The sequence below is a fragment of the Bacillus sonorensis NBRC 101234 = KCTC 13918 genome (genome assembly GCF_001592005.1).
In the GTDB taxonomy this organism is placed as follows: domain Bacteria; phylum Bacillota; class Bacilli; order Bacillales; family Bacillaceae; genus Bacillus; species Bacillus sonorensis.
Genome location: NZ_BCVZ01000007.1, coordinates 72134 through 93875 on the forward strand (window position 1 = coordinate 72134; position 21742 = coordinate 93875).

Consider the following 21742-nt stretch of genomic DNA (forward strand, 5'->3'; position numbering starts at 1 on the left):
GATTGCACTTACACTTGCAACAAATATTTTAAGCCATGATACTTTTCAAAAAAAGAAGCAGCCGAAAAGGCTGCTTCTTTTTTATGAATCATAGATATGCACGGTCGGTTCTTTGGCTCCCGGCTTTTTCAGAATGAGCGCTTCCTGGCCGTCTGATGAGGTGATGTTGATTTCGACGTTCAGTTCGCTCTTGCCGTAATAATCCATGACTTCTCCGGTCAAAAATTGGGTGAAAGCGATCACTTCGCTTTTTCCGTAAAACTGCATCGGAATGTTAATTTTCATTTCCTGCATTTGGTCGTCTTTGTACAATGCCGTTCCGACGACCCCTGTGTAATTAGGAAAATACGTTTCGACTTTATTTTTAAAACGTTTGAACAGCTCCGCGTCATCCGGATGTTTTGTCGTTCCGTCCGTTGACGGGAAGAACGTGTATTCTTCATTGATATTGTCCCAGCCGGTAATTTCGCTTGTACCGGCTTTCACATCGGTTTTGGCGATAAAGTTTCCGGGCACGATCGAGGATTTCGGCGCCTGTTTGTACAGGACGATCGTCAGCGGAATGTTTTTGAGGTCATCCATGTTCCGGATGCGTTTTGCCACTTCCTGAGCGATCTTTTCGCCCTCTGCTTTAATTTTTTTATCGCTGATGTTCACTTCTTTTTGCGGATCGCCGACATTTTCCCGGTAATAGTACACCGAGTTGAGCGCAAGGCCGATCACAACGCCGCCGAGCTCGATCGTATCTTTGTCTTTTCTGACGAGATAATCGTGTTCAAGCATATGGGCCAGATAAACCGGGCTTTCTTCGTTTTGTTTTTCTTGAGAGCCGCTTCCGGAAAGAGGCGGATTCAGCCCGAGATTTTTAAAGTTTTTATCTTTTTTTTCCGCTTTTTTCAGGTCATTCCCTGTTTTTTTGCGGGCCAGCCAGTTTGTGATCGTGTCTTCGTCCAAATATTGGCCTTCCTGAAACAGATAATCTTTCGTTGAGAACGAGTCTTGAGCGAGGCGCATCATGCCTGTTTCAAATTCATCGATGTCAAGCCTCGTGTTCAAGCGGTCGGTCGTCAGTCCGCGCGCTTTTCCGGCTTTAAAAGGAATCACCATTTTGTAATAAGAATCAGAGATGTTGTATTTCGGGATGATGGCTTTTTCTTTTGACTTATTCGTCTTTTGAACCATCTCCTGCTCCTCTTCTCCCTTAAAATTCGGCGCACAGGCTGAGAGCATCAACATACTCGCAGCAGCCGCCAAAATCAATGCTTTTTTCAATAGAAAACACTCCTCTTATTTCTTTAGCTCACTGATCAACCTTGCTTCATCCCATACTTCGATGTTGAGCTCTTCAGCTTTGGCCAGTTTGCTGCCTGCCGCTTCGCCGGCAATGACGAGATCGGTTTTTTTGCTTACACTGCCTGTGATTTTTCCCCCGAGCGCTTCAATTTCCGCTTTCGCGTCGTTTCGCGACATTTCACTAAGCTTTCCGGTCAGCACGATCGTTTTTCCTGCAAAGTAGGAATCGCTCTCTTCCGCCATCACTTTTTTCGGGCCTTTATAAACCGTATTCACGCCGAGCTGTTCAAGCTCATCCAACAGTTTGAGCATCTCTTCTTTTTCAAAATAGGTGACGATGGCATCCGCCATTTTTTCACCGATTTCGTCCACTTCCACCAGCTCTTCTTTTGACGCTTTTTTGAGCCGGTCAATCGTTTCAAAATGCATCGCGAGCGTTTTCGCCGCCTTCTCGCCGATAAAACGGATGCCGAGGCCGAAAAGAAGCCGCTCCAACGAATTTTCCTTCGATTTTTCAATGGACTGGAGGAGATTGTCGGTCGATTTTTCTCCCATTCGTTCGAGGTTGATCAGCTGTTCCCTTGTCAGCTTATAAAGATCGGCGACATTGTGGACCAGATCCGCACGGAACAGCTGTGTGATCACACGCTCTCCAAGTCCTTCTATATTCATGGCGTTGCGGGAAACGAAATGAATCAGTCCTTCCCTGATCTGAGCCGGACATTCCGGATTGATGCAGCGCAGTGCGACCTCTCCTTCGATTCTGACAAGCTCGCTTCCGCATTCAGGACATTCGTCAGGCATGTTGAATTCCTTTTCTTCGCCGGTCCGCTGTTCAATAAGCACATTGACAACCTCAGGAATGATGTCCCCCGCTTTTTTGATGACCACTTTGTCAAACAGCCGAATATCCTTTTCCTTAATTAAATCTTCGTTATGAAGGGACGCTCTTTGGACCGTCGTCCCGGCCACTTTTACAGGCTCAAGTATCGCCGTCGGCGTCACGACGCCGGTGCGGCCGACGCTTAATTCAATATCCAGCAGCTTTGTGACGACCTCTTCTGCCGGAAACTTGTAAGCGATCGCCCAGCGCGGGCTTTTGGCCGTGAATCCGAGCTCTTCCTGCTGGTGGAGCGAATCGACTTTAATGACGATGCCGTCGATTTCATACGGCAGATCGGCCCGTTTCGTCTTCAGCTCTTCCACGATGCCGATAACCTCATCAATCGTGCTGCATTTTTTTCTTTCATGATTGGTTTTAAAGCCGAGCTCATCAAGAAAATCAAGGCCCTGACTTTGCGTTTCGACTCCCATTTCGTCAAGCTCCGCTATACTGTAGACGAAAATGTCGAGATTTCGTTTCGCAGCAATTTTCGGATCAAGCTGTCTCAATGAGCCGGCGGCCGCATTCCGCGGGTTCGCAAACGGCTCTTCCCCCCGCTCGTTCCGCGCTTCATTCAGCAGTTCAAAGGAACGCTTCGGCATAAAGGCTTCGCCGCGCACCTCTATCGAAAGGTCGCGCTTCATTTTCAGAGGGATATTTCTGATCGTCTTTAAGTTCTCGGTTATATCCTCGCCTGTCGTTCCGTCGCCCCTTGTCGCCCCTCTGACAAATACCCCGTTTTCATAACGCAGCGAAACAGCAAGACCGTCAATTTTGAGTTCGACGTTATATTCAACGTCTCCGACCGCCTGGCGGACCCTGCGGTCAAAGTCGCGCAGATCCTCTTCATTAAAAGCATTGCCGAGGCTGAGCATCGGCGTTTTGTGCTGCACTTTTTGAAAAGCGTCCAAAACGGCTCCGCCGACGCGCTGTGAAGGTGAATCAGGCGTTTTCAGATCCGGGTGCTCCTCTTCAATCGAAATGAGCTCCTTCATCAGTTTGTCGTATTCGGAGTCAGGCACGCTCGGGTCATCAAGTGTGTGATATTCATAGTTGTATTTGTTGATCAGTGCATGCAGTTGGACCACACGGCGTTTAGCTGCTTCTTTTTCCATTAATTTCGTCCTTTCATTTCAGGTCTTTTGCCATTATTGCTTTTCAATTGGCGCAAAGGCCGCGAGCAGACGTTTGACTCCGATCGGACTCGGAAAGGCGATATCAAGCTCTGTTGATTCACCCGCTCCTTTCACGCTGACGACCGTACCCACGCCCCATTTTTTATGGGAGGCTTTATCTCCGACGGCCCAGTCGATTCCGTCTCCGCCGGTTTTGCTGTAGGATGCCGCCGGACGGCTGACGGGTCCTCTCCGTTCTGGCTTGCGTCCGAACGGTGCGGCTGCCGTGCTCTTCTTCTCATTTAGATTGTCCAATAATTCTTCCGGTATTTCCGCGATAAAACGCGATTCCGGATTCATATTCGTTCTGCCGAATAATGTCCGCATCCGCGCGTTTGTTAAGTAAAGCTCTTCTTCGGCCCTTGTAATGCCGACATAAGCGAGCCGCCGCTCCTCTTCCATTTCCGCTTCCTCCATCAGGGAGCGGCTGTGCGGGAAGACGCCTTCTTCAAGTCCCATTAAAAAGACGACCGGAAATTCCAGCCCTTTTGCGGCATGGAGTGTCATTAAGATCACGGCTTCATTGTTTCCGGATTCCTCTTCCTGCTGGTCAAGCTGGTCGATATCGGCGATCAGCGCCAAATCCGTCAAAAAGGCGATGAGCGATTTATCTTCGCTTTGCTGCTCAAAGTTTTTCGTCACGGATAAAAACTCGTCGATATTTTCAAGCCGGCTTTGGGCTTCGAGCGATTTTTCCGCTTTGAGCATTTCGCGGTATTCGGTTTTCTCGAGAATTTCTTCCGTCAGTTCTGTGACGGATAAGTATTCCTGCATATTCGTTAAATTTTCAATCATCTGTCTGAAGTCATCAAGGGCATTGGCCGCTTTCCCGCTGAGGCCGATAAAATCGACCTGGCCGAGCGCTTCAAACAGGGACAATCCGTTCATGTCCGCATATGCGGCGATTTTATCGACGGAGGTCGCCCCGACGCCGCGCTTTGGCACATTGACGATTCTGGCAAAGCTGATATCATCATCCGGATTTGCGACAAGGCGCAAATAAGCGAGAATGTCTTTAATTTCTTTCCTGTCGTAGAACTTCGTTCCGCCGACGATATTGTAGCTGATGTTTGCTTTCATCAGCGTTTCTTCGATGACGCGGGACTGGGCGTTTGTCCGGTATAAAATCGCAATATCGGAATAGGAGCGCTTGCCGGATTGGACGAGCTCCCGGATTTTGCCCGCCACAAACTGTCCTTCGCCAAACTCGTTGTCCCCTCTGAAATAGGAGATTTTCGCCCCTTCGTCATTTTCAGTCCAAAGTTTTTTGGGCTTTCTGTTTGAGTTGTTCTTGATCACTTCATTGGCCGCATTTAAGATCCGCTTCGTCGATCTGTAGTTCTGTTCGAGTAAAATGACGCTCGCATTCGGATAATCTTTTTCAAAAGACAGGATGTTGGCGATGTCCGCTCCGCGCCATCTGTAGATCGACTGGTCCGAGTCCCCGACAACGCAGATGTTCTGGAAGCGCTGGGCCATTTTTTTGACGAGCAAATATTGCGCCCTGTTCGTATCCTGATACTCATCGACATGAATATATTGAAATTTGCGCTGATAGTATTCAAGAACTTCCGGCACCCGGTCAAACAGGCGGATCGTCGTCATGATTAAATCGTCAAAATCAAGGGACTGATTTTTCCGCAGTTTTTTCTGATAATCTTTGTAGACGTCGCTGACAACCTGCTCAAAAAAGCCGCCCGCCGTTTTCTCATATTCCTCCGGGTCGATCAGTTCATTTTTCGCCCCGCTGATGGAGCCGAGAATGCTCCGCGGATCAAATTTTTTCGGATCGATGTTTCGTTCTTTCAAGATCCCTTTAATGACTGAGAGCTGGTCAGATGTATCAAGAATCGAGAAATTGCGGTTAATCCCGATACGGTCGATGTCTCTCCGCAAAATTCTCACACACATGCTGTGAAAGGTCGAAATCCAAATGTCGTCAGCCCCCGGTCCGAGAATGCTTTCGACACGGTCTTTCATCTCTCTCGCCGCTTTGTTCGTAAACGTAATCGCGAGGATGTTCCACGGGGCGACGCGCTTTTCCGCCATTAAATAAGCGATTCGATGGGTCAAAACCCTCGTTTTTCCGCTTCCCGCGCCGGCCATGATCAAAAGCGGCCCATCCGTTGTTTTGACCGCTTCCTGCTGTACGTTATTCAACCCATTTAATAATTGGTCGCTAATATAATTCAAAATCCGTTCACCGCCTCTTCAAACATATGTTCTATTATAAACCAATCCGGTTAGTTTCGCTCATTTTTTTACGGCCTTCACCGTTTTCAACGCTTGTCCAAAATCTTCATAAATCGCATTTCCGACAACGACGACATCGGCATATTCAGCCATGTTTGCCGCAGTTTCCGGGTTTTTGATACCGCCGCCGTAAAATAAAGTCGTATCGGTCAGAACGGCTTTTGTTTCTTTGACGATCTCGGCATCCCCGAGCATCCCGCTGTATTCCAGATAAAAAACCGGCAGATGGAACAGTTTTTCGGCCAGTCTCGCGTACGCTTTGATATCCTCAAGCTCAAGCGCAGGATTTGCATTTGTCAAAGCTGCCGCCTTGCAGTCCTTGTTTAAGATACAATAGCCTTCCACAATGATCTCTTCCGGTGACATCAGCTCACCGTATTCTTTCATTGCCTCTTTATGTAGACCGACGATCCAGTCTGGATTATTGCTGTTCAGCACGGTAGGGATAAAATAAAGGTCAAATCCCGGCACAATCGCATCAATCGTGGATACTTCAAGGACGCACGGCACTAAAAAACGCCGAACCTTTGACATGAGGCGCAGCACGTCATCCTCTGTGACATTGTCGCTTCCGCCGATCAAAATCGCATCTGTTCCCGATTCACACAGCTGTTCAAGCTGATCGTCCGTTATATCTTTATTGGGATCGAGTTTAAAGACATGCTTCCACTCGGTAATATCGTACATGAAAAAAGCTCCTCCAATCGTTCTTACCATTTAAATATTATAACAAATTCACCCCTGTTGGAAAAACGGATTCCCGAAGAAAGATTTGGGCGTAAAAAAACCGCCTGCGCTCTTAAAGCCAGGCGGTTTTGCGATCTTCCTCACGAAGATGATTCAGATTCTTTTTCTTTTACACGGTCCAGTGCCATAATATATGCGTCATTTCCGTAATTCAGGCAGCGTTTGACCCTGGAAATGGTCGCGGTGCTCGCTCCGGTCTCGGTTTCTATTTTGTGGTACGTGTTGCCGTCGCGAAGCATTCTGGCTACTTCGAGCCGCTGAGCCAGCGATTGAATTTCATTTATGGTACACAGATCATCGAAAAAACGGTAGCATTCTTCGAGATCCCTCAATGACAGGATGGATTGAAAAAGCTGGTCAAGCTCTCTCCCGCGTAATTTATCGATCTGCATCGTTACACACCTTCTCCTTTACTAATAGAAACCTTGCTGAGATCGGGAATGATGTTGATCCACGTTTTTCCCGGAACAAAAGGAACGGTTTTTCCGTCCTTCACCGGTATGATCCGGCCGTCTTCATTCTTCCAATCGACTTGGCGGACTTCCCCGTTTTGCAGAAGCAGCCCTTGTCCGCCTGATCGCAGGTCAATATCCCTTCTCCCGTCGGTATCTTTTACTTGATGTTCGGCTTCCACTATTAAAATATTTTGAAGAACAACCGGTTCTTCTGTTTCAAGGTCTGTTGTCAACATGCCGTCTGATGTTCTCACATAACCGCCAGCCTTTTTATCATAACCATATTCAACGTTGTTTGTAACGTTTTTTGTGCCATAATCTAACCGAGCCGAATAAGGCGTCCCGGAAGATGCAGCACGGGCGGTTATAAATGTATACGGTTCTGTGCTGGCTTTCATGGAATATCCCTTATCATCGGCAGCTTTTTTGATATTTTTAAATGAAGTATACGAATTATGGGGCGCTTCCCGGAAGTCTGTTCTCCAAAACAAACTGCCATCATAATCCATTCCATTGATATGATCGGAGTCACCGCTTTTAAGCCGGTTTTTGGCACCGGGACTCCAGCCGTGGTGCACCAATAGGCCGTCAAAGCCAAGAGCCAAATCAATGAAATACTCGCGCGCGCTTCTGACGGGACCCGCAGCTTCAGGCATCTCGCTTTGGTAAATCGCCAAAAATCTTGTGATCGGGCCTTCACTCAGAGCCTCAATTACGATGTCCGCCTTGCTCAATCCCGACTGCGGTCTTGCCTTTGGATGATTGTTCACCACAACGGCAAGCGGCCGCTGCTGAACATTCCCATCCGCTTCCAAACCCGTCAGCGGATAGATATTTTTATCGGCTTCCCGTTTTTCTTTGGGCTGGCATGACATAAGCAGCACAGCACAGGCTATACACAGCAGTACTCTTGCGTATCGATTGGTCATACATTAGCTCCCGCTCTTTTATATTTTAACGCATTATCGATGGAAAGAGTACAGTTTTTTTCATGACATCAAAGATCCCTTTCGGCGTCACCCTGATGTATGGCAGATGGGTGCTTTGCAAGAAAAGCAGAGTAAAGACCGGATCGGTGAACACGTACCCTCTTTCAAATAGAAGTTCTTTCAGCCTGTTTTCCCGCTCAAGCACTTTCTCATACGTCTCATTTGATGCCCCGCCGCCTAAATGAAGAGGAATTTCGTGCAGGATTTTGCCGCTTTCGGCTAATACGATTCCGCCGCCGATGTCTTTCATCCGTTTAAATGCCAGCAGCATGTCTTCTTTATTTTTGCCGATGGCCACGATGTCCCCCGTGGTGGAATACGAGCTGACAAACCCTTGAACGCGGGATGCAAATCCCTTTAGCATCGTATTGACCCGCCATTTGCCTTTTTTATCGAACATGGCGAGATAGCTTTCATCATGATCGAAAGACAGCTGATTGACCGAGTTGTCAATCTCAATCGTATAAGGCTCCATGATCACGTCGTTCCGCATCTTCAAGCCGAGCGGCATGGAAAACTGCAAATCGTCCATCGTTAGATCATATGAAAGGTTCAGAGGGACAAGACCGCCTTTTTTCCATTCGGGCTCTGAAAACATTTCCGTGTTCACGCCGTCTGATTTTAAGATTCGGCCTTTTGCAAGGACCGTTACCGGAGTCGGGTTTTCAGGGCTTTCTAAAATGTTTAATGTCGCATATCGACCAGGTGCGACGACGCCGAGAAGGTCTTCAAGCTGATAGTATTTCGCAATATTAAATCCGGCCATATTATAAGCGTCAATCGCCGGAACGCCCTCTTCAAGGGCAATCGAAATCAGCTGGTTTGTCATGCCTTCCTTATAGAAATTCGGCGTGGCGCCATCCGTTGTGTAAAACATATGGTCATAATGGCGGAATCCCTCTTCATGCAGCTCACGCAGAATCGTTCTCAGATCCGGACGTATCGAAGAATGCCTTAATCCGGCATAATAGCCAAGCTCAAGCCGCTTTAATACCTCTTTTCCCGTCATCGCTTCATGATCCGCATCCGCGCCGAACAGTTTCATTTTTGTCAGCGTTTTCTCGGAGGCGCCGGGAAAATGGCCTTCGATCCGTTTCCGCCTTCTTTTCGTGCATTGCATGCAGTGAAGCATCAGGTCGTCTCCTTCTAAAAGACGCGGCCAGCCTGTCATTTCTCCTCCCTGAATCACGTCAGGATGCTCGCCCCAGTGCTTCCGGTAGTCAATCGAAAGCATTTGGTCTTCCTCAGGCACCTCTGTCTGCAAATCATACCTTGACCACCAGTAATAGTGAACAGGCTGTTTTTTCAGTTCTTCCAAAATAGAAAACGCTTTCTTTTTTCCGCAATGCAAAAGCAAAAACAGGTTGTCGTTCACCAATGTCGTTGTTCCAAACTGTGACACATATTCAGCCAAAGTTTGGGGATTATAAATTTGAAAAGGATGCGCATGCGGCTCAATATATCCTGGTACAATGTATTTTCCTTCACAATCTATGGTAGTTTTAACAGCCGTTTTCGGAAGGTCACGGCCGACATAAACGATTCTGTCATGATGAATCCATACGTTTGCAGAGATCCACTGCTTTAAATACGGGTTCAATACGTATGCATTTCGTAAAAGGAGCGTTGGGAGCGACCTTGAACTTACAACATCAACTTGTGATCTGATGTCTTTATTTTTCCAATTTAAGGTGCGTTCGAACATTCACATACTCTCCTTTACATGTAATGACCCTATGTTAACACATTTACTATTGTCACGCATTACCATTCCGTTACAATTTTTCGAAAACACACTTTATTTAATTATTTTAATCGGAGGAATCAATATGAAGCAAAACATCGGACTGTTTGACGCCTTATTCCGCATCGCCTGCGGGCTTACGATCCTGTCCGCGGCGGCGGCCAAATTCACGAGAAAGCCGTGGTGCAGAATGACGCTCTTTTGCATGTTTATGGGTGCGATGAAAACCGCTTCCGGCATCCTGAGATTCTGTCCCATGACTTATGTATGCCAGACATATATGAAGCAGAGCGAATCCGAAGGACAATCGTAAAAAAAGCACCCCTGTTGGGATGCTTTTTTTCATGATGAAAGCAGCGCCTCTTTGACATGGAGGCGAAAATGTTTCAGACCGTACATGCTGCTGTTGGCCATCGGCTCTGTCGAGATCGTTTCCATAGCGGAATATTGCTTGAGGAGCGCCTCCAGCGCGATTTTTGTCTCCAGCCTCGCCAAAGGGGCGCCCAAACAGAAATGGATGCCGTGGCCAAAGCCGATGTGCCGGTTTGGATGGCGGTGAATATCAAATTCGTGCGCCCGTTCAAATGCAGCTTCATCCCGGTTGGCTGAGGCAAGAAAAGCGATCACTCCCTCTCCCTTTTTCAAATTCACTCCCCTGATTGCGGTATCCTGCTGGACGAAGCGCACGATCATCGGCGCCGGCGCGCGAAAACGGACAGCTTCTTCGACGGCCTGGGGGATCAGGTCAGGCTGATTTGCCAACTCGTCAAACGTACCCGGTTTTTCAAGAATGCTGTAAACCATATTTGAAATCAAATTCGTCGTTGTCTCATTGCCAGCTAAAAGCAGCAGATTGCAAAACGGAACCAATTCATCAGGAGAAAGCCTGTCCCCATCTTCTTCAGCTTGAATTAAAAGTGAAATGATATCATCTCCCAGATTCCGTCTTTTTTCTTCAATGACGTTTTCAAAAAACGCGCTTAAGTCTTCTTCACCTTTATTCCTAATGGTCCGCCACTCCATGACGTCCTCTTCATAAGCGCTCTTCGGCAAGCTTACTAATAGATCTGACCATTCTTTGAATTTCTCCTTATGCTCAGATGGAACACCCAGCAATTCTGAAATGACCATAACGGGAAGAGGATAAGAAAAATCCTGAACGAGGTCGATTTCGTCCCGGCCGCGGGCCTTTCCAAGCAGTTCATCCGTCAGCACCCGGATGCGCGGTTCCCACTCTTTCATGATACGCGGTGTGAAAGCTTTGCTTACAATCGACCTGATTCTGGTATGTTTTGGCGGATCCATGCTGACCATTGTTTTCGCAAATGTATTGCCGGATTCAAGCTGAGGGAATTGATTTGAAAAAAAGTCTTTGTCGCTGATCACTCTTTTGACATCATCATAAAGAAACACGCTCCACACTTTGCTGTCCTCATCATAGTAGACAGGTGATTCCTTGCGCATTTTTTCGTACCAGGGAAATGGATCATACGGGTCCTGCCGGTTTTTTCCGTTTAGAAGAGCTTTTTGAATAGGGTTCTGCTGTTTTGCCGAGTTCACTCGCTTCACTCCTTCTTTTTGCTTGTCAGCTGAATCATATTGGCAAATATGTTAGTTTAAAATTAAAAAAATTCACTGGATGATTCAACCAACAAATGACAGCAATGTGTCGAAAAAGGCAGAGGAGGCTGACTGCATGGCTGACAGCTACCGCGGGGACAAGCGGATGACGCAATCGAAAAAAAACTTAAAAAAAGCTCTTTTTGAATTGCTTGCCGAAAAAGAATGGGAGAAGATATCCGTTCAGGACATTACGAAGCGGGCAAAGCTGAACAGAACCACATTCTATCAGTATTATAAAGACAAATATGATCTGCTTCACCAGCATGTGAGCGATATGTTTGAAGCGATGAAGCAAGAGATTTTCTCCCCTCATGGCGCTGACGGCGATGATGATAAGCCGGAGGCATACTGGTATGTCCTGCGATTCTATCGACATTTGAAGCATAACTGCCGTGATTTTACGATCATTATCAACAGAAGGTATGAGCTGAATATTAAGGATTTACTTCATGATTTTTGGAATGACAGTTTTTTAACAGGAGTCAAAAAGGCTCCGGACGGCGAACTGCAGCATTGGGTTCCCTTGGACATTCAAAGGCAGTTTGTGATTTCCGCCTATGAAGGCACAGCGGCATGGTGGCTTGAAAATGGAATGCCTTATACGCCTGAATATATGGCTGAAGCCATGATCAGCCTGATCCAAAAAGGATGATGTAAAAAAAAGAGACAAAATGAGCACTTCCCATTTTGTCTCTTCATGTTTATTTCTGTGCGGCTTTTAAGGCGCGCGCGCCGATATCCGTCCGGTAGAAAAGCCCCGGCTTGGTGACTTCGCTTACCGCTTTGTAAGCCGTTTCCCTCGCCGCTTCAAACGTATCGGCAAAGGCCGTCACATTGGCGACGCGGCCGCCGTTTGTGACAAACTGGCCACCGCTTTTTTTCGTTCCTGCGTGGAAGACGACCGTATCTTCCTCTGCTGGTGCCAAGGAGCCGATCGGCGTACCTTTTTCATAACTTTCCGGATAGCCTTCAGACGTCAGAACAACGGTGACTGCCCCCGTATCCTTCCACTTCAGCTCAACTTCGCGGTCTTGCAGCAGATCAAGCATCACCTGAACAAGATCTGATTCAAGTCGCGGGAGCACGACCTGTGTCTCCGGATCTCCGAATCTGGCATTGAATTCAATCACTTTTGTGCCCTTTTCCGTCAGCATTAAGCCGGCATATAAGACGCCGGTAAATGAACGGCCTTCTTTGACCATGGCCTTGGCTGCGGGCTCCAAAATCGTTTTGACGGCATCTTGAACGACCGCATCGGAAATCTGCGGCACAGGAGAATAGGCGCCCATTCCCCCTGTATTCGGACCCTTGTCCCCGTCAAATGCCCGTTTGTGGTCCTGGGCGATCACCATCGGATATACTGTTTCTCCTTTAACAAATGCCATCAGCGAAAATTCTTCGCCGCTTAAAAACTCCTCGATCACGACAGATGCGCTCGCTTCGCCGAATTTTTCATCCTCGAGAAAATCGTGAAGGCATTGTACCGCTTCTTCCTCTGTCATCGCGACGGTCACGCCTTTGCCGGCTGCAAGCCCGTCCGCTTTGATCACGATCGGCGCTCCTTTTTGCCCAACATAGGCTTTCGCTTTGTCAAAGGACGTAAATGTTTCGTATTCGGCTGTCGGAATCTGATATTTCTTCATCAAATCCTTCGCAAACTGTTTGCTGCCTTCGATCACCGCAGCTTTGCGGGAAGGGCCGAAGACCGGCAGCCCCGCTTTTTCAAACTCATCGACAAGGCCTTCAATCAAAGGAACTTCAGGACCGACGATCGTCAGTCCAATATTGTTTTCCTTTGCGAAAGCGAGAAGGCCCTCGTGATTGCCTTCATCAAGATCAACGAGTACGGCCGTGCCCTCCATTCCGTCATTGCCGGGCGCTGCATAAACGGTGTCGACAAGCGGGCTCTGCGCCGCTTTCCAGGCTAATGTATGCTCTCTGCCGCCTCTACCGATAATCAATACGTTCACGCTGTTTCCTCCCCTTAATGTTTGAAGTGGCGGATTCCGGTGAACACCATCGCGATGCCGTACTCATCCGCTTTTTTAATCGAATCTTCGTCACGAACCGAGCCGCCCGGCTGAATGATTGCCGTCACACCGGCTTTAGCCGCTTCTTCGACCGTATCAGGCATCGGGAAGAAGGCGTCTGATCCGAGGGCGCTTCCTTTCGCTTTTTCGCCGGCCTGTTCAATCGCGATTTTCGCGGAGCCGACGCGGTTCATTTGCCCGGCACCAACACCGATCGTCATGTCGTCTTTGGCAAGCACGATCGCGTTTGACTTTACATGTTTGACGACTTTCCAGGCAAGCTTCAGGTCTGCCCACTCCTGTTCTGTCGGCTCCCTTTTCGTCGGGATCGTGATGTCGGCATCATCAAAGCCGTGCATATCCAGATCCTGAATCAAGAGTCCGCCTTGAACGGATGTCAGCTGCTTTTCGTTTTTGACAGGCTGATTGACATCAAGCGTCAACAGACGGAGATTTTTCTTGGATGTTAAAATCTCAAGCGCTTCTGTGCTGAATGAAGGTGCGATGATGATTTCCAAAAAGATTTGATGAAGGACTTCGGCAGTTGCTTGATCCACTTCACGGTTAAGGGCGATGATTCCGCCGAAAATCGATGTTTGATCAGCCGCGTAGGCTTTGTTGAACGCTTCCGCAATCGTTTTGCCTGTGCCGACGCCGCACGGGTTCATATGCTTGACCGCAACCGCCGCCGGCTCTGTGAATTCACGGACGATTTGGACTGCGGCATCCGCATCTTTAATGTTATTGTAGGAAAGCTCTTTTCCGTGAAGCTGATTCGCTGAAGCGATCGAACCGCTCACAGGGATGGCGCTTTGATAAAACACGGCTTCCTGATGCGGGTTTTCCCCGTAGCGGAGCGACTGTTTTTTCTCGAATGTGACGGTGAACTGTTCAGGCTCTTTTTCTCCTGTCACGTTTGTCAAATAATCGGCGATCAAAGCGTCATATGCCGCCGTGTGGCGGAATACTTTCGCCGCAAGCTCGCGTTTTTTCTCGAGGGACACCGCACCGGCCTCTTTGATGTCGGTCAGCACCGGATTGTAGTCTTGAGGATCGACGATGACGGCCACATCCTGATGGTTTTTCGCTGCGGCGCGAAGCATGCCCGGTCCGCCGATGTCGATATTTTCAATCGCTTCTTCGTATGTGACGCCTTCCTTAGAAATCGTTTCTTTAAACGGATAAAGGTTGACAACAACGAGGTCAATCGGCTGGATGCCTTGTTCACTCAGCTGTGCCATGTGCTTTTCATTATCGCGGACGGCAAGGAGACCGCCGTGAATGTTCGGATGAAGGGTTTTCAGCCGGCCATCCATGATTTCCGGAAAGCCCGTCACTTCGGAAATTCCGATCACATCAACACCGTTTTCCTGAAGCAGCCTTTTTGTGCCGCCCGTTGAAATCACTTCAACGCCAAGCTCTGTCAATTCTTTTACAAAAGGGACAATGTTTGTTTTATCAGATACGCTGATTAATGCGCGTTTGATCGTCATTTCTTCTCACCTCTGCCATTTAGTTCAAGAAGCTCTTTAATCACTTCAGGGTAAAGCTCATGCTCCAATTTGTGAATCTTTTCTTCAAGGGATTCCAATGTTTCGTGCTGATCAAGTTCAAGCGCCCGCTGAGCGATGATGGGTCCTGTGTCCATCCCTTCATCAACATAGTGAACTGTAATTCCCGCCACTTTCACGCCCGCTCTGTACGCTTGTCCGATCGCGTCGATGCCGGGGAACGCCGGCAGGAGCGACGGATGGATGTTGATGATTTTGTTCCGGTACGCCGAAAGAAGCGTGTCACCGATCAGCCTCATGTAGCCCGCCAGCACGATCCACTCCGCCCCGTGGAGGCGGAGCTGTTCAACGATGAGTTGTTCAAAAGCCGCTTTATTTTCAAATGATTTCGGCTGAAAAGCGAATGACGGGATTCCGGCTTTTTCGGCCCGCTCCAGCACTTTCGCCTGCGGTTTGTCGCAGACGACAAGCACGATGTCGGCATCCCAGTTTTCTTCTTTCATTTTCCTCAAAATCGCTTCAAAATTCGTCCCGCTTCCTGATGCAAATATCGCAAATTTTTTCATGAAAGTCCGGCACCGCCAAACGTCACGCCGCTTCCGGCTTTCACCCGGCCGATCAAATAGGCTTTTTCCCCGTGGCCTTCGAGCGTTTGAATAATATCTGTCATATGCTCTTCTTTGACAGCGAGGACAAAACCGATGCCCATGTTGAAGACATTGAACATTTCTTCTGATTTCAAGCCGCCTTTTTCCTGCACAAACGGGAAAATGGCGGGGATCGGCCAAGATCCATGGTCGATTTCGACACCAAGACCTTCAGGCAGCATCCGCGGCAGGTTTTCGATAAAACCGCCTCCCGTGACATGCGCCATGCCGTCGACTTTTCCCGTTTTTACGGCTTCAAGCACTGGTTTGACATAAATCCTCGTCGGCTCTAAAAGCTCTTCGCCAAGAGGCCGTCCAAATGGTGTATATGTTTCATGGAGGCTCAGGCCGGCATCCTCAAGAAGAACTTTCCGCACGAGTGAAAAGCCGTTGCTGTGCAGGCCGCTTGAAGAAAGTCCGATCAGGAGATGTCCTTCGCGAATTCTTTCGCCCGTTACGATGTCATCCTTTTCAGCTACTCCTACTGAAAAACCGGCAATATCATATTCATCCTCAGTATACAGACCCGGCATTTCCGCCGTTTCTCCGCCGATGAGCGCAGATCCCGACTGAACGCAGCCTTCAGCAACTCCTCCCACGATCTCCTCTATTTTGGCCGGATCGGCTTTTCCGACCGCAAGATAATCGAGAAAAAACAGCGGTTCTGCACCTTGGGCCAATACATCGTTCACACACATCGCCACAGCGTCCACTCCGATCGTGTCGTGTTTATCCATGGCAAAAGCCAGTTTCAGCTTTGTCCCGACGCCGTCCGTCCCGGAAATAAGAACCGGTTTTTTATAAGGAAGCTCTGACAGGTCAAACATGCCGCCAAAACCGCCTAGAGCGCCCATCACGCCGATGCGCTTCGTCCGTTCCACATGCTTTTTCATCCGTTTGACGGCCTCATAGCCAGCCTCAATATCAACCCCGGCGTTTTTATAGCTTTCAGACATCATCATCACTCCTATTCCGCGCTAGTCCATTGATCGATTTCAATTCAAAAGAGCAGCACATTTCCCGCTGCCCCTGATTCATGTTCACAAGGTGCGGCGCCCAGCCGGACGCCGCTCATTTATTTTGTCAGCACGGCTTCTTTGACGTGCGGAAGTACAGTATCCTGGTAGATTTCCGTCGGATATTTTCCTGTAAAACAAGCCATGCACTGGCCGCAGTTTTCCCCTTCATACGTTCTGCCGATGCCGGAAAGCAGGCCTTCAATGCTCAAGAAAGACAGGGTATCGGCGCCGATTTCCTGGCGGATTTCTTCGACTGAATGAGAGGAGGCGATCAGCTCTTCGTGCGTCGACGTGTCGATTCCGTAAAAACACGGATGGGCAATCGGAGGCGAACTGATTCTCACATGCACTTCCGTTGCTCCCGCTTCCCTGAGCATCGTCACGATCCGGCGGCTCGTCGTGCCGCGCACGATCGAATCATCGACCATGACGACGCGCTTGCCTTCGACGACTCCGCGGACAGCGGACAGCTTCATCCTCACGCCCTGCTCTCTGAGCGATTGGGACGGCTGAATAAAGGTTCTGCCGACATAGCGGTTTTTGATCAGTCCGAGTTCATAAGGGATGCCTGTCGCTTCGGCATAGCCGATCGCCGCTGAAATGCTCGAATCCGGTACTCCTGTGACAACATCCGCTTCAACGCCGGATTCTTCGGCGAGTTTTTTGCCGAGGTTCTTTCTGGCGCTGTGTACGTTAATCCCGTTAATGTTGCTGTCAGGTCTTGAGAAATAGATATACTCCATGCTGCAGATCGAACGGTTGATATTCAGCGAAAAGCGCTCAGATGTCATGCCTTCATCATTGATGATCAGCATCTCGCCCGGTTCAACATCGCGCAAATACGTCGCGCCCACGACATCAAAGGCGCACGTTTCAGAAGCCACGACATATGCATCGCCAAGCATGGCGACCGACAGCGGTCTGAGTCCGTTCGGATCGAGCGCCACGATCATTTCCGTTTCCGTCATGATTAAGAAAGCGTAAGCGCCTTTCAGCATGGAAAGGGCGTTTTTAATTTGGTCCTTCAACATGAAATGACCGCTTCGCTTGATTAAATGGGCAAGCACTTCCGTATCGGAAGACGTCTGAAAAATGCTGCCCTGGTTTTCAAGCTGCTGCTTCAGCTGTGTGGCGTTGACTAAATTTCCGTTGTGTGCAAGCGCAAGGCTGCCGTTGTTTTGCGAATGGAAAAGGAACGGCTGGACGTTTTCAAAACCGCCGCCGCCCGCCGTTGCATAGCGGACATGGCCGATCGCCCCTTTTCCTTTCACTTTTTTGAGCTCGCCGTTTTGGAACACTTCGGTAATCAGCCCCTGGCCTTTGTGGGCGGACATCTTTTCCCCGTCCGTCGCCACGATGCCGGCGCCCTCCTGCCCCCTGTGCTGGAGGCTGTGGAGGCCGTAATACGTAATTTGCGGTGCTTCTTCATGCCCCCAAATCCCAAATACGCCGCATTCTTCATTTAAGCCTTTGATTTCAGCAAGCATGGGATAGCTCCTTTCCATGCGCTTTCAAGCTCTTCTGTCCGCGCATGAATCCATTGTTTTCCTTCCTGGCTTTGAATGGCAAAAATCCCGTCTGATGTTACCTCACCGATATGGATGGCGTCTTTTACGAGCGCTTCGAACGATTCCTGGTGTTCTTTTTTCACGGATACGATGAATCGTGACTGTGATTCGCTGAACAGCAGTGCAGGGTCTCCGCTAAGCGCGGCTTTGGCGCCAAGGCCTTTCGCCCCCATGACGCTTTCTGCCAGCGCGACGCCGAGTCCGCCCTCTGAGACATCGTGCGCCGATTGGACCAGTCCCGAGCGGATTGCTTGCAGAAGAGATTTTTGCCTTGACTCTTCCACTTCAAGGTCGATCGCCGGCGCTTTTCCATAGATTTTTCCTTCTGTCAGCTTTTGCAGCTCGCTTCCGGCAAATTCAGGAAGCGTGTCGCCGATGACATAAATCAAATCTCCCGCAGCTTTGAACTGCTGTGTCGTGATATGAGCCGTATCTTCGATCAGTCCGACCATGCCGATGACAGGCGTCGGATAGATGGCGCTTCCGTTCGATTCATTGTACAGAGAAACGTTTCCGCCGATAACCGGAGTGTTCAGTACGTTGCAAGCCTCGCTGATACCGTCGGCCGCTTTTTCAATCTGCCAGAAAATCTCCGGCTTTTCCGGGTTGCCGAAATTGAGGTTATCCGTGACCGCAAGCGGCTCCGCTCCAGAGCAGACAATGTTGCGCGCAGCCTCGGCAACTGCGATTTTTCCGCCGATTTCCGGGTCGAGATATAAATAGCGGGCGTTGCAGTCCGTCGTCATGGCGAGCGCTTTTTTCGTTCCGCGGATTCTGAGAACCCCCGCATCAGAGCCGGGAGCGACTACCGTATTCGTCCGCACCATGTAGTCGTATTGGTCATAGACCCATTCCTTGCTGGCGATCGTCGGCTGCTGCAAAAGGGCAAGAAGCGTCTCTTTGGCATCATCCACCTTTGGTACAGGGACGTCTGTTTCAAGGAATTCTTTGTAGTACGCCGGAACCTTTGAAGGCTTGTGGTAAACAGGCGCGTCCTCTGCGAGCGCATCTACCGGAAGCTCGGCGACGATTTCCCCTTTGTGGAGCAGGCGCAGCATTTTATCATCTGTCACATGCCCGACGGCAACCGCTTCAAGATCATATTTGTCAAAAATATCGATGATTTCTTGTTCACGGCCGCGCTTAATGACGAGCAGCATGCGCTCCTGAGATTCTGACAGCATCATTTCGTACGGCGTCATGCCCGTTTCCCGCTGCGGGATCAAATCCAGGTTCATTTCGATGCCTGAGCCGGCTTTACTGGCCATTTCCGCACTCGAACTTGTCAGCCCTGCCGCTCCCATATCCTGAATGCCGACAAGAGCATCGGATTTGATGACTTCCAGGCACGCTTCAAGCAAAAGCTTCTCCATGAAAGGATCGCCGACTTGAACCGCGGAACGTTTTTCTTCTGAAGCATCAGACATTTCCTCAGACGCGAAGGTTGCGCCATGGATGCCGTCGCGCCCTGTTTTCGCGCCGACATACATGACAGTGTTTCCGACGCCTTTCGCCTGGCCTTTTTTAATATCTTCATGGTTGATCAACCCGACGCACATCGCATTGACGAGAGGGTTTCCTTCATAGCAGCTGTCAAACTGCACCTCACCGCCGACGGTCGGGATGCCGATGCAGTTTCCGTAACCGGCAATGCCTGCGACTACTTCTTCAAACAAGTACTTCACACGCGGTGAAGTGAGTTCACCAAAGCGAAGAGAGTTCAAGACAGCGATCGGCCGCGCCCCCATTGAGAAGACGTCGCGGATGATGCCGCCCACACCTGTTGCAGCTCCCTGATAAGGTTCGATCGCCGATGGGTGGTTGTGCGATTCGATTTTGAACACGACCGCCTGGTTGTCGCCGATGTCGACGATTCCCGCGCCTTCCCCAGGGCCTTGCAGAACGCGCTCGCCCTTAGTCGGGAACTTTTTCAAGATCGGCTTCGAATTTTTGTAGCTGCAATGCTCTGACCACATAACCGAAAAAATCCCGATTTCCGTATAGTTGGGAAGTCTTCCGAGAATCGATTCGATCATGGCGAACTCGTCATCGCTGACGCCCATTTGCTGATAGAGTTTCTCTTCCTTAATCTGTTCTTTACTTGGTTCAAGCAGTAGCGACATGAGTTTCCCTCCAATTTTTCACGATAGACTGAAAGAGTTTGAGACCGTCGGCGCTTCCGAGCAGAGAGTCGACTGCGCGCTCAGGGTGAGGCATCATGCCAAGTACATTACCTTTTTCATTGACGACGCCCGCGATATCATCGACGCTGCCATTGATATTTGTTCCATACGTGAACGCAATCTGGTTGTTGGCTTTTAATGCGGCAAGCGTTTCTTCATCACAATAAAAGTTTCCTTCGCCGTGTGCGATCGGGATCGTAATCGCTTCTCCTTTGGCATATGAAGATGTAAACAGTGTGTCATCGTTTTGCACGATCAGTTCAACAGGGCGGCAAATAAACTTCAAATCTTTATTCCGCCTCATCGCGCCCGGCAATAATCCGAGCTCCTGCAAAATTTGAAATCCGTTGCAGACGCCGAGTACAGGCTTCCCTTCTTCAGCCGCTTTTTTGACGGCGGGCATAATGTTTGCAAAGCGGGCGATCGCACCGCATCTCAAGTAATCACCGTAGGAAAAGCCTCCCGGGATCAACACCCCGTCATACCCGTCAAGGCTTGTTTCCGTGTGCCAGACGTATTCCGCTTCTTCGCCGAGCTCATCCTTGATGGCGTGGAACATGTCGATATCACAGTTTGAGCCTGGTAGAACAATCACCGCGAATTTCACTGTGCGACAACCTCCTCAACTTCATATCTGTAATCTTCAATCACCGTGTTTGCCAACAGTTTTTCGCACATTTCTTTGACTAAAATGTCAAGATCGCGGTCTGATTTTTCGATTGTAAGCTCCATGTATTTGCCGATGCGGACTTCCTGAACTTCTTTGTAAGACATGCTGTGCAATGCATGCTGGACGGCACTCCCTTGCGGATCTAGAACACTTTCTTTTAAGCTCACATAAACTTTCACTTTATACATCTCACATGCCTCCAAGTCTTTTAAAAATTTCTGAGTACGCATCAGTCAATCCGCCTAAATTCCGTCTGAATACGTCTTTATCAAGCTTTTCATTCGTTTCTTTATCCCAAAGCCGGCACGTATCAGGTGAAATTTCATCGGCAAGCAGGACCTGTCCATTTGCGTCAAGCCCGAACTCAAGCTTGAAATCTATCAATCTGACATCACAGGCTGCGAAAATATGCTGCAGCTCTTCGTTTACCTGCCTTGTAATCGACTTGATTGTTTCCACCTGGTCAGGTTCAGCCGCCTGTAAAATCCAAATGTGGTCTTCTGTGATCAGCGGGTCGCCGAGAGAATCGTCTTTATAATAGAATTCGATAATCGGCTCTTTGAGCGCTGTGCCCTCCGGAATGCCGAGACGTTTGGACATGCTCCCCGCAACGACATTGCGGACGACGACTTCTAGCGGGATAATCGTCACTTTTTTGATGAGCTGCTCGGTTTCGGAAATCCGTTTCACAAAGTGGTTTGCGATTCCTTTCTCATGCAGCCTTGTGAAAATCAGGCTGGAAATTTCATTATTTAAACGGCCTTTCCCGTCAATTTCGGCCTTTTTTTCTCCGTTAAAGGCTGTTGCAGAATCTTTGTATTCGACAAACAGAATATCGTCATCATCCGTCCGAAAAATCTTTTTTGCTTTTCCCTCGTATAAAAGTTCATTTTTCACAATATTCACAGAAGGCCTCCTAACCCGAATGTTGGAAATATTTCGGCACTTAGAC

The 21742-nt window shown here is 49.0% G+C and carries 19 protein-coding genes; 2 read left to right on the forward strand and 17 right to left on the reverse strand.

The annotated features are described in order from the left end of the window. Positions 1-81 precede the first annotated feature (81 nt). The 7 genes from BTR1S_RS10605 to BTR1S_RS10635 all read right to left on the reverse strand — a co-directional run bounded on the left by BTR1S_RS10605 (position 82) and on the right by BTR1S_RS10635 (position 9500). Complete coding sequence (locus BTR1S_RS10605) at positions 82-1272, reverse strand: CamS family sex pheromone protein (RefSeq protein WP_006637347.1); 1191 nt, start codon at positions 1270-1272, stop codon at positions 82-84. A 15-nt stretch (positions 1273-1287) separates the two neighbouring features. Next, entirely contained in the window at positions 1288-3291 is a 2004-nt protein-coding gene (ligA, locus tag BTR1S_RS10610; RefSeq protein ID WP_006637346.1) for an NAD-dependent DNA ligase LigA, read from the reverse strand. A gap of 33 nt (positions 3292-3324) precedes the next feature. After that, a complete protein-coding gene (gene pcrA, locus BTR1S_RS10615) occupies positions 3325-5544 on the reverse strand; it encodes a DNA helicase PcrA (protein ID WP_029419896.1) in 2220 nt (739 codons plus the stop codon). Between the two features lie 60 nt (positions 5545-5604). After that, positions 5605-6291, reverse strand: a complete 687-nt coding sequence (pcrB, locus tag BTR1S_RS10620; RefSeq protein WP_006637344.1) for a heptaprenylglyceryl phosphate synthase — start codon at positions 6289-6291, stop codon at positions 5605-5607. Positions 6292-6431: 140 nt separating this feature from the next. Next, complete coding sequence (locus tag BTR1S_RS10625) at positions 6432-6743, reverse strand: YerC/YecD family TrpR-related protein (RefSeq protein ID WP_006637343.1); 312 nt, start codon at positions 6741-6743, stop codon at positions 6432-6434. A gap of 2 nt (positions 6744-6745) precedes the next feature. After that, the gene (locus tag BTR1S_RS10630; RefSeq protein ID WP_029419897.1) at positions 6746-7735 is read right to left on the reverse strand and encodes a DUF3048 domain-containing protein; all 990 of its coding nucleotides are present in this window, start codon (positions 7733-7735) and stop codon (positions 6746-6748) included. A gap of 25 nt (positions 7736-7760) precedes the next feature. Then, the gene (locus BTR1S_RS10635; protein ID WP_029419898.1) at positions 7761-9500 is read right to left on the reverse strand and encodes an adenine deaminase C-terminal domain-containing protein; all 1740 of its coding nucleotides are present in this window, start codon (positions 9498-9500) and stop codon (positions 7761-7763) included. 124 nt (positions 9501-9624) lie between these two features. Between BTR1S_RS10635 and BTR1S_RS10640 the strand changes: the two genes are divergently transcribed. Beyond that, the gene (locus tag BTR1S_RS10640; protein WP_006637340.1) at positions 9625-9852 is read left to right on the forward strand and encodes a YgaP family membrane protein; all 228 of its coding nucleotides are present in this window, start codon (positions 9625-9627) and stop codon (positions 9850-9852) included. Between the two features lie 29 nt (positions 9853-9881). On the opposite strand, the gene BTR1S_RS10645 is transcribed toward BTR1S_RS10640, so the two are convergent. Continuing rightward, on the reverse strand, positions 9882-11099 hold the full coding sequence (locus BTR1S_RS10645; RefSeq protein ID WP_029419899.1) for a cytochrome P450: 1218 nt from the start codon (positions 11097-11099) through the stop codon (positions 9882-9884). Positions 11100-11235: 136 nt separating this feature from the next. On the opposite strand from BTR1S_RS10645, the gene BTR1S_RS10650 reads away from it, so the two are divergent. Further along, on the forward strand, positions 11236-11814 hold the full coding sequence (locus tag BTR1S_RS10650; protein WP_006637338.1) for a TetR/AcrR family transcriptional regulator: 579 nt from the start codon (positions 11236-11238) through the stop codon (positions 11812-11814). Between the two features lie 49 nt (positions 11815-11863). On the opposite strand, the gene purD is transcribed toward BTR1S_RS10650, so the two are convergent. The 9 genes from purD to purC all read right to left on the reverse strand — a co-directional run bounded on the left by purD (position 11864) and on the right by purC (position 21696). Further along, positions 11864-13132, reverse strand: a complete 1269-nt coding sequence (gene purD / locus BTR1S_RS10655) for a phosphoribosylamine--glycine ligase (RefSeq protein WP_029419900.1) — start codon at positions 13130-13132, stop codon at positions 11864-11866. Between the two features lie 14 nt (positions 13133-13146). Beyond that, a complete protein-coding gene (gene purH, locus BTR1S_RS10660) occupies positions 13147-14685 on the reverse strand; it encodes a bifunctional phosphoribosylaminoimidazolecarboxamide formyltransferase/IMP cyclohydrolase (protein ID WP_006637336.1) in 1539 nt (512 codons plus the stop codon). Continuing rightward, entirely contained in the window at positions 14682-15269 is a 588-nt protein-coding gene (gene purN, locus BTR1S_RS10665) for a phosphoribosylglycinamide formyltransferase (RefSeq protein WP_029419901.1), read from the reverse strand. Before purN ends, purH begins: the two co-directional genes overlap by 4 nt. Further along, positions 15266-16306: a phosphoribosylformylglycinamidine cyclo-ligase gene (gene purM, locus BTR1S_RS10670; RefSeq protein ID WP_006637334.1), complete on the reverse strand. Its 1041-nt coding sequence runs from the start codon at positions 16304-16306 to the stop codon at positions 15266-15268. The genes purN and purM overlap by 4 nt, the downstream gene beginning before the upstream one ends. Before the next feature lie 119 nt (positions 16307-16425). Beyond that, positions 16426-17856: an amidophosphoribosyltransferase gene (gene purF, locus BTR1S_RS10675; RefSeq protein ID WP_006637333.1), complete on the reverse strand. Its 1431-nt coding sequence runs from the start codon at positions 17854-17856 to the stop codon at positions 16426-16428. Beyond that, on the reverse strand, positions 17832-20060 hold the full coding sequence (gene purL / locus BTR1S_RS10680; RefSeq protein WP_029419902.1) for a phosphoribosylformylglycinamidine synthase subunit PurL: 2229 nt from the start codon (positions 20058-20060) through the stop codon (positions 17832-17834). The genes purF and purL overlap by 25 nt, the downstream gene beginning before the upstream one ends. Continuing rightward, positions 20044-20727, reverse strand: coding sequence for a phosphoribosylformylglycinamidine synthase subunit PurQ (gene purQ, locus BTR1S_RS10685; RefSeq protein WP_006637331.1), 684 nt, complete (start codon positions 20725-20727; stop codon positions 20044-20046). Before purQ ends, purL begins: the two co-directional genes overlap by 17 nt. After that, entirely contained in the window at positions 20724-20978 is a 255-nt protein-coding gene (gene purS / locus BTR1S_RS10690) for a phosphoribosylformylglycinamidine synthase subunit PurS (protein WP_006637330.1), read from the reverse strand. Before purS ends, purQ begins: the two co-directional genes overlap by 4 nt. A gap of 1 nt (position 20979) precedes the next feature. Beyond that, positions 20980-21696, reverse strand: coding sequence for a phosphoribosylaminoimidazolesuccinocarboxamide synthase (gene purC / locus BTR1S_RS10695; protein WP_029419903.1), 717 nt, complete (start codon positions 21694-21696; stop codon positions 20980-20982). Positions 21697-21742: the final 46 nt, after the last annotated feature.

Excerpts from the sequence above, each read along its gene's own strand:
- ligA (WP_006637346.1), bottom strand. The coding sequence starts at position 3,291 with ATGGAAAAAGAAGCAGCTAAACGCCGTGTGGTCCAACTGCATGCACTG.
- pcrB (WP_006637344.1), bottom strand. The coding sequence starts at position 6,291 with ATGTACGATATTACCGAGTGGAAGCATGTCTTTAAACTCGATCCCAAT.
- BTR1S_RS10625 (WP_006637343.1), bottom strand. The coding sequence starts at position 6,743 with ATGCAGATCGATAAATTACGCGGGAGAGAGCTTGACCAGCTTTTTCAA.
- BTR1S_RS10630 (WP_029419897.1), bottom strand. The coding sequence starts at position 7,735 with ATGACCAATCGATACGCAAGAGTACTGCTGTGTATAGCCTGTGCTGTG.
- BTR1S_RS10635 (WP_029419898.1), bottom strand. The coding sequence starts at position 9,500 with ATGTTCGAACGCACCTTAAATTGGAAAAATAAAGACATCAGATCACAA.
- BTR1S_RS10640 (WP_006637340.1), top strand. The coding sequence starts at position 9,625 with ATGAAGCAAAACATCGGACTGTTTGACGCCTTATTCCGCATCGCCTGC.
- BTR1S_RS10650 (WP_006637338.1), top strand. The coding sequence starts at position 11,236 with ATGGCTGACAGCTACCGCGGGGACAAGCGGATGACGCAATCGAAAAAA.
- purH (WP_006637336.1), bottom strand. The coding sequence starts at position 14,685 with ATGACGATCAAACGCGCATTAATCAGCGTATCTGATAAAACAAACATT.
- purN (WP_029419901.1), bottom strand. The coding sequence starts at position 15,269 with ATGAAAAAATTTGCGATATTTGCATCAGGAAGCGGGACGAATTTTGAA.
- purM (WP_006637334.1), bottom strand. The coding sequence starts at position 16,306 with ATGTCTGAAAGCTATAAAAACGCCGGGGTTGATATTGAGGCTGGCTAT.
- purF (WP_006637333.1), bottom strand. The coding sequence starts at position 17,856 with ATGCTTGCTGAAATCAAAGGCTTAAATGAAGAATGCGGCGTATTTGGG.
- purL (WP_029419902.1), bottom strand. The coding sequence starts at position 20,060 with ATGTCGCTACTGCTTGAACCAAGTAAAGAACAGATTAAGGAAGAGAAA.
- purS (WP_006637330.1), bottom strand. The coding sequence starts at position 20,978 with ATGTATAAAGTGAAAGTTTATGTGAGCTTAAAAGAAAGTGTTCTAGAT.